The sequence below is a fragment of the Streptomyces sp. SID10853 genome (assembly GCF_010548145.1).
Lineage (GTDB): Bacteria > Actinomycetota > Actinomycetes > Streptomycetales > Streptomycetaceae > Streptomyces.
On record NZ_JAAGLN010000291.1, the window covers coordinates 1 to 7,739 of the forward strand.

Here is a 7,739-nt window from a genome sequence, read left to right on the forward strand (position 1 = left end):
TGGCAACGGGCCGCCCCCGTCGGCGGATCCGGTCGCGCCCCGCCGGTGGTCCGGGCCGTGCGCCGCCGCGGTGGCATCCCGCGGGCGACTTAGGTCACCCTTCCCTGTCGCCGTGGGTGCCTGGTACAGATGGGGGGAATCTGCCGGCACATCGCATACATCAGATACATCGGAAGTACCGCCATGGAACCGGACAACATCACCGGCCTGACCCCCTTCGCCTTCGACCTGACCTCCGACGAGGTCAGGCGGCGGGCCGAGGTCGTGGCCGCGCTCGGGTCCGGCTGGGACCCGGCGGCCGTACTCCGGGGCGAGGACGAGGCGTACGCCCTCCTCTACTCGGGCCTCGACGCGGAGCAGCAGCGCACCTACGACATGCTGGTGGCGGCCGGTGTTCTGCCGGGGGAGGGGCCGGGCCGTGCGGCTGCCCATTGATCCGCAGGCCGACGCCGGCCGCCGCGCCTGGGTGGCCTGCCCCGTCTGCGACGACGCCCGGCACTGTGCGACCTGCGCCTCCCGCCGCAACTGCTTCGAGCACTGGCGCTATCTGATCTCCAACGAGGGCCCGGTCGTCCATCTGCAGTGCCCGCGGTGCACGCACATGTGGTCCTGGAACACCCGGCCCGGAGTCTCCGGCCGCCGCGGCGGCGACCGCCGGCATTGACCGGTCGATGGTTCAGCAGCGCTGTCGTTGACAGTGGCGCTTCCTCCTCCAGATACTGACTGACGGTTCAGTAAATCGCTTCTCAAGCCGTCTCTGGAGGCGCCATGTCCGGGCTGGCCCCGCCCGCCGCTCCCCCTGCCCCCACCGCTGCCCCCGCCGCCCCGTTGATCTCGCTGACCTGGACCGACCATGTCACCGGCCGCAACGGTCACTTGGTGGTCGACCGGCTGGTGCGCGGTGTGGCCAGCGGCGGTCTGCGCATGCGGGAGGGCTGCACCCTCGACGAGGTCGCCGGGCTGGCCCGGGGCATGACCATGAAAGAGGCGCTGCACTTCAACGACGGTGACCCGAAGGCCCGCTACATCCCGCTGGGCGGGGCCAAGGGCGGTATCGACTGCGATCCGCGCAGCCCGGAGGCGTACGGCGTACTGGTGCGGTACCTGCGTGCCATGCGGCCGTACATCGAGAGGTTCTGGACCACCGGCGAGGACCTGGGCCTGAGCCAGGACATCGTGGACCGGGCCGCGGCCGAGGCCGGCCTGGTCTCCTCCATCCAGGCCGTCTATCCCCTGCTGGACGACGAGGCCGCGGCCCGGCAGCGGCTGGCGGACGCCTTCGCGGTCGAGGTGGACGGCATCGGTCTGGACGAACTGGCGGGCGGCTGCGGCGTGGCCGAGTCCGTGCTGGCGGTGCTGGACCGGGCGGGCGTCCCGTACGCGGGGACGCGGGTCTCGGTGCAGGGGCTCGGCACGATGGGCGGCGCGACGGCCCGGTTCCTCGCCGCGGCCGGTCTGAAGGTGGTGGCCGTGGCCGACATCAAGGGCACGGTCGCCAACCCCGACGGGCTCGACGTGGAGGCGCTGCTGGCCGCGCGGGACGCGTACGGGGCGGTGGACCGTACCGCGCTCGGCCCCGGAGACGTGGAACCGGCGGGCGGTGACGCCTGGCTCTGCGTCGATGCCGATGTGCTCGTACCGGCCGCCGTTTCCTACGCGGTCGATACGGCCAACCAGGCCCGGATATCGGCGCGTTGGATCGTCGAGGCCGCCAATATGCCCGTACTGCCGGAGGCTGAGGCGCTGCTCGCGGAGCGCGGTGTCGCCGTGCTGCCCGACGTGGTCGTCAACTCCGCCACGAACGCCTGGTGGTGGTGGACGCTCTTCGGTGACATCGGCGCCGACGCGGACGAGGCGTTCGCGCACATCCGGCGTTCGATGCGGGACCTCATCGACCGGATGCTGGCCAGGGCGGAGGCGGACGGGACCACTCCGCGGGCGGCCGCCCACGCGATCGTCGCGGACCGGCTGCCCGTGATCGCGGAGCGCTTCGGGTGGTACGGATGACGGCAGGACGGACGGCAGGACGGACGGCAGCGGAGGGCGCGGACCAGAAGCGGGCGGCTGCGGGAGGGCGCGGCCGCTGAGCGTGCGGATACGGATCGCGGTGGTACGGGCGACCCGCTCCGGGTGTGGTGCGACCCGGAGTCCGTCCCCGTCGTCGGCGCATCCGGCACGTGGAGCCGGTCGCGGGCGTGGGCCGCGGGCGTGGGCCGCGACCCAGCCGGAGCGGAAGCCGTTCGGTGATCAGGGCAGGGATAGAGCTGACCCGCAAGAGCCGCTGTTTCATGCCAAAGGATGCTCTTTGCGGTGTTCCGCGTGGTCAAGAGCCAATCGGCAGGTAAAAAGTGATCTTCCTGCTTCCCTGACCGAGGAGCCCTCTTGCGTTGTCATCGTGCCCTGGGCGGGCGGGCTGCCGCAGCCTTCGCTGCCGCCGCCGCGCTTGCCCTGACCATGTCGTCCGGCGTTACCGCCGCCTCCGCCGACCAGCCGCACATCCGGCAGCAGCCGACGGGCCTGGCCGCCGGCAACGGGGATGTGCTCAGCTCGGAATCGAGTGTCTTCTACCTGGATCCGCTCAAGGCGATCAAGGTCAAGGCCACCGCGCACCGGATCATGTACCGCACAACTGACCGCACCGGCAAGGCCATCGCCGTCACCGGCACCGTGCTGGACCCCGCAGCATCCCCCCACGGCCAACGCCCGATCGTCGCCTTCGCCCCTGGCACACAGGGCCTGGCGGACACATGCGCCCCCTCACGCCAGCTGGCCGAAGGCACCGAGTACGAGGCGCTGCCCATCAAGAAGCTCCTCGACCAGGGCTACGCCGTGGTGGTGACCGACTATCAAGGGCTCGGCACACCCGGAGTCCACACGTACATGGACCGCGAGGCGCAGGGCCGCGCCGTCCTGGACTCCATCCGGGCGGCCCAGCGCCTGGGCGCGGTGGATCTCCCGGACGCCGGCCCGGTCGCGCTGTACGGCTACTCCCAGGGCGGCGGCGCGACAGCTTCCGCGGCCGAACTGGCACCGGCCTACGCGCCCGAACTGAAGATCAAGGGCGCCGTCGTCGGCGCTCCGCCCGCGGACATGAACAAGGTGGCCGACAGCATGGACGGCTCCGCCTACGGGGCGTTCTTCAACTACGCACTCTCCGGACTTGCCACCTCGTACGGCATCAACATCGACCCGTACCTGAACGCGCACGGCAAGCGGGTGACCAACGATCTGCGGGACAACCTGTGCACGACGCAGGCCCTCGCCAAGTACCCCTTCCTGAACTCGCGTTTCCTGACCGTGGACGGGCGCCCGCTGACCGAGCGCCTCAAGCGCGCCCCCTGGGACAGGATCGTGGCCGACCAGCAGCTCGGCATGCGCAAGCCCGCGACCCCCGTCCTGCTCTCCCACAGCGCCCTGGACGACGTCGTCCCCCAGCAGGTCGGCAAGGACCTGGCCGCTGCCTGGTGCCGCCGGGGCGCGACGGTGCGGTTCGCCGGCAACCACATCCCCGGTCACATCGCCGCAACCGCGGCCACCAGCGCGGACGGCCTCCCCTGGCTCGCTGACCGCTTCGCCGGCAAGACCGCACCGACCACCTGCTGACCCGTTCCACCTGCTGACCCGTTGATGCCGTTCCTGTCCTTCTCCGGGGTGTCTTCTCCGAGGTGTCTTCTCCTGGGTGATCGACACGGGTGATCGACACGGGTGATCGACACGGTCACTCCGGAGAACGCCGGCGGCGGCTCGGTTCCGCAGCGCCAGTACCTCCGTGGCGGGCGGCCCGTACCAGGAGGCGGCCGAGCAGGACGGGGGCGCAGGCGGTGCCGAAGCGGTTCGCCGATCCGACGGGCAGGAGGAGGTCGGTGTGGGGTGCGACCGGTGCGAAGGAGCTGTCCGTGACGGTGACGACGGTCAGGCCCGCACCCCGCGCGTGGACGAGGGCGCCGACGACCTCGCGCGGGTGCCGGGGCACGGCGAAGCACAGCAGGGCTGATGCACCGGCCCGCACGGCGTCGTCGATGCGGTTGCTCAGCGCGGTGCCGCCCTCGTCGAGCAGCCGGACATCCGCGTGCGCCGTACGCGCGACATGGGCGAAGTCGACCGCCTGGGCCGCGGCGGCCCGCAGGCCCAGTACCGGCAGCGGGTGAGAGGCGGCGAGCAGGCGGGCCGCGCGGACGACGGGCCCCGGGTCGGTGAGGGCCGTGGACAGGTCGCGGAGGTTGTCGATCTCGTCCTGGACCAGCCGCTGATAGACGTTTGCCGGGGCGGCGGCGGGCCTCTGCTCCGGGCTCGGCTCGGGCCCCAGCTCCGGCCCGGCGGTGACGATCTCCCGCAGGTGGCGGCGCAGGGCCGGGTAGCCGTCGAAGCCGATGGCCAGGGCGAACCGGGTGACGGACGGCTGGCTGACACCCGCAAGTTCGGCCACCGCGACGCTGGAGAGGAACGGTATGTCGTCGGGGCTGCGCAGCATGCTGTGCGCGATGCGGCGCTGGGCGGGGGTCAGCCGGCAGCCCTCCATCAACTCCCGCAGCCGGCCGGCGACGGGGCTCCGGACGTCAGCCCGCTGAAGTGGCGGCACGGCCGTGTCGTCCCCCGTCGGATCGGCTCGTGCCCAGGTGTTCCACCGGTCACAGGCCGGGTGAGCCGGGGACCGCGGTCAGGGTGATGACCGCCGCCGCGCCTTCGACACGCACTGCTTGGGTACGCACTGCTTCGACACGCACTGCTTGGGTACGTACTGCTTCGGCGCGTGCCGAAGCAGTACGTACCGAGCCGTTGTGGCTGCCGGAGAACACGGCCGCGTCCAGCCGGTCGAGGACCACACCCGGCTCTCCGAAGGTCACCGTACCCAGCAGGGCGATCACGAGGACCAGCTCTCCTCCGCGGGGGGTGAGGGAGAAGTCCTCGTGGGCCATGCGGACATGAGCGGTGGCCCTGGTGCGCCGTGTCATGACGTTGAGATCGGCGATGGGCCCGCCGAGCAGTCGGCAGGTGGTGGCCGCGTCTCCCGGGAAGGCGAAGGGCTGGTGGGGTGCCGCGATCGTGTGCGGGGCTCCGTCGACCGTGAGCTCCATCCCCGGCCCCTCCACGAGGGTGATGACCCGGTCGACTCCGCTGAAGGAGGAGAACGGTCCGCCCTGCCCGACCTCGGCCAGGCTCACCCGCCAGGCGAAGTCGTCAAGACCCGCCCCGGCCGGACCTGCCGCGACCTCGCGGGTGATGCCGCCGCCGTTCTTCCAGGGCGTCACCGGACGGTCGTGCGCCCGGAGCACACGCCACTCACCGGACGCCGTGGACGCTCCGGATGCGCTGGGCTCTCTGGTCATGCTCACTTCGCTGGTCACGCTCGTTCGCTTCCTCGTGTGCTCGTGCTCGTGCCTGTGCCTGTGACGGCGCTCGTGCTGGTGCTGGTGCCTGTTGCCGTCGACGCTGACTCGGCGAGTACCCGCGAAGCGTCCGGACGGTGCCGCCGGCCCGCCTGCCACACCGCCGAGACCAGGGGTACACCCGGCCGGTAGGCGAGGTGGACGTGGGAGGGGGCGTCGAGGAGGGCGAGGTCGGCGCGGGCGCCGGGTGCGAGGCGGCCGATGTCGTCGCGGCGCAGCGCCCGCGCTCCGCCGGCGGTGGCGGCCCAGAGCCCTTCGTCGGGGGTCATGCCCATCTCCCGTACGGCGATGGCGATACAGAAGGGCATGGAACTCGTGAAGGAGGAGCCGGGGTTGCAGTCGGTGGACAGGGCGACGGTGGCGCCCGCGTCCAGGAGCCGCCGGGCGTCCGGGTAGGGGGCGCGGGTGGAGAACTCGCAGCCGGGCAGCAGCGTGGCGACGGTGCTGCCGTGGGCGAGGGCGTCGACGTCGGCGTCCGTCAGATGGGTGCAGTGGTCGGCCGAGGCCGCTCCGAGCTCGACGGCGAGCTGCACACCGGGCCCGTGGGAGAGCTGGTTGGCATGGATCCGGGGGAGGAGCCCCCTGGCCACGCCTGCGGTGAGGATCGCGCGGGCCTGGTCGCCGTCGAAGGCGCCCTTCTCGCAGAACACGTCGATCCAGCGGGCGTACGGCGCACACGCGTCCAGCATCGGACCGGTGACCAGACCGACGTATCCGGCCGGGTCGTCGGCGTACTCGGGCGCCACGATGTGCGCGCCCAGGAACGTCACTTCGTCGGTGTGCTCCCTCGCCACCCGCAGCGCACGGGCCTCCTGCTCGGGGGTGAGGCCGTAGCCGGACTTGGTCTCCAGCGTGGTCGTTCCCTGCCGGAGCGCCTCGGCGCGGTAGCGGCCGACCGTGGCGCTCAGCTCCTCGTCGCTCGCCTCGCGGGTGGCGGCGACGGTGGTGCGGATACCGCCGGCGGTGTAGGAGCGGCCCGACATACGGGCGTTGAACTCCTCGGTGCGGTCGCCCGCGAAGACCAGGTGGTTGTGCGAGTCGACGAAGCCGGGAACGGCGGCGCGCCCCTGTGCGTCGACGCGGTGGTCCGCCGCGGGCGCCGCGCCGGCGGGCCCGGCCCAGGCGATGTCCGTGCCCTCGATCAGGACAGCGGCGTCGCGGAGCAGACCCAGGGGGCCCGCGCCGAGCGAGGGGTCGTTCGTGACGAGGCTGCCGATGTTGGTGATGAGGGTGGTGGTCGCAGGTGCCATGTCTCCATGTAGCCCCAGCCGCGGGCCGTTCCGCCACGTCGGTGGAGTACCTACTGTCTGGCATACGAGACATGTGGCGGCCGGGGGCACGGCTGCGCTGCCCGGCGCGCGTACGCTCGCGGCATGTCCACTGTGCCCGCGGCCGCCCAGGTGCTGGCGATCCTGCGCTATCTCGCCCGTCAGGCCGGCCCGGTGCCCGCCGCCGCCATCAGCCGGGACGTCGGGCTGCCCCGGTCGACGACGTACCACCTGCTCGACACCCTCGCCCGCGAGGACTTCGTCGCCCATCTGCCGGAGGAGCGCCGATACGGGCTGGGTGTCAGCGCCTTCGAGCTCGCGTCGGGGTACAGCAGGCAGGCCCCCTTCGAGCGGCTGGCCAGGCTGCCGCTCGCACAGCTCGTCGACCGCACCGGGCACAACGCGCACCTCGCCCTGCTGCACGGGCGCGAGGTCCTGTATGTGATCGAGGAGCGCGCGCCGGGCCGGGCGCCGCTGGTCAGCGATGTGGGGGTACGTCTTCCCGCCCATCTCACGGCCAGCGGCCGGGCGGTGCTCGCGCGGCTGTCCCGGGCGCAGGTGCGGGCGCTCTTCCCCGATGCCTCGGCGTTCGTCTCCCGTAACGAGACCGGGCCGAACTCGCTGTCGGCGCTCCACAACCTGCTGGTCGGGGTGCGGCGGCGCGGTTACGCGACGGAGGAGGGGGAGGTCACCCGCGGCTTCTCGTCGGTCGCCGCCGCCGTGCTCGACCACAGCGCTCATCCGATCGCGGGCGTCGCGGTTACCTTCCCGGGCGCCGCGGTGGGAGCGGAGGAGCGGGAGCGGATCGCGGGCCATGTCTCCCGTACCGCGCGGGAGCTGACCCGCCGGGTGGGCGGTGTGCTGGAGGCGCCACCGAGCGCGGACGAAGGGCCGGCATGCGGCGCGTGAGCCCCACCGGGCGGCCGGCCCGCTGTTACGTGTTACGGGGATACCGGTCCGCCACGGACGCCGGCCCCCGGGGCGCCGGCTCTCGGACGCCGGCCCCCGGTACGGATCCGGCCGCCACGGGCGCCGGCTCTCCGTACGGACACCGGCCCCCGGGGCGTCGGCCCACCGGGCGGCC

8 protein-coding genes are annotated in these 7,739 nt (G+C 72.6%); 5 read left to right on the forward strand and 3 right to left on the reverse strand.

All coding sequences use genetic code 11. The features are described from left to right. Positions 1-183: 183 nt before the first annotated feature. The 4 genes from G3I19_RS32405 to G3I19_RS32420 all read left to right on the forward strand — a co-directional run bounded on the left by G3I19_RS32405 (position 184) and on the right by G3I19_RS32420 (position 3,603). Positions 184-435 (forward strand): DUF6400 family protein, encoded by a 252-nt coding sequence (locus tag G3I19_RS32405; RefSeq protein WP_164267288.1) that lies wholly within the window; start codon positions 184-186, stop codon positions 433-435. Continuing rightward, the gene (locus G3I19_RS32410) at positions 419-664 is read left to right on the forward strand and encodes a hypothetical protein (protein WP_164267289.1); all 246 of its coding nucleotides are present in this window, start codon (positions 419-421) and stop codon (positions 662-664) included. The genes G3I19_RS32405 and G3I19_RS32410 overlap by 17 nt, the downstream gene beginning before the upstream one ends. A gap of 104 nt (positions 665-768) precedes the next feature. Then, entirely contained in the window at positions 769-2,007 is a 1,239-nt protein-coding gene (locus tag G3I19_RS32415) for a Glu/Leu/Phe/Val dehydrogenase dimerization domain-containing protein (protein ID WP_164267290.1), read from the forward strand. Between the two features lie 375 nt (positions 2,008-2,382). Then, positions 2,383-3,603, forward strand: a complete 1,221-nt coding sequence (locus tag G3I19_RS32420) for a lipase family protein (RefSeq protein WP_239074983.1) — start codon at positions 2,383-2,385, stop codon at positions 3,601-3,603. A 115-nt stretch (positions 3,604-3,718) separates the two neighbouring features. Here the strand turns inward: G3I19_RS32420 and G3I19_RS32425 are convergent, their stop codons facing one another. The 3 genes from G3I19_RS32425 to hutI all read right to left on the reverse strand — a co-directional run bounded on the left by G3I19_RS32425 (position 3,719) and on the right by hutI (position 6,637). Next, the gene (locus G3I19_RS32425; protein ID WP_164267294.1) at positions 3,719-4,519 is read right to left on the reverse strand and encodes a MurR/RpiR family transcriptional regulator; all 801 of its coding nucleotides are present in this window, start codon (positions 4,517-4,519) and stop codon (positions 3,719-3,721) included. 109 nt (positions 4,520-4,628) lie between these two features. Beyond that, the gene (locus tag G3I19_RS32430; protein ID WP_343235272.1) at positions 4,629-5,345 is read right to left on the reverse strand and encodes a HutD family protein; all 717 of its coding nucleotides are present in this window, start codon (positions 5,343-5,345) and stop codon (positions 4,629-4,631) included. Then, the gene (gene hutI, locus G3I19_RS32435) at positions 5,342-6,637 is read right to left on the reverse strand and encodes an imidazolonepropionase (protein ID WP_164267291.1); all 1,296 of its coding nucleotides are present in this window, start codon (positions 6,635-6,637) and stop codon (positions 5,342-5,344) included. Before hutI ends, G3I19_RS32430 begins: the two co-directional genes overlap by 4 nt. 123 nt (positions 6,638-6,760) lie before the next feature. On the opposite strand from hutI, the gene G3I19_RS32440 reads away from it, so the two are divergent. Next, entirely contained in the window at positions 6,761-7,564 is an 804-nt protein-coding gene (locus G3I19_RS32440; RefSeq protein WP_164267292.1) for an IclR family transcriptional regulator, read from the forward strand. Positions 7,565-7,739 lie beyond the last annotated feature (175 nt).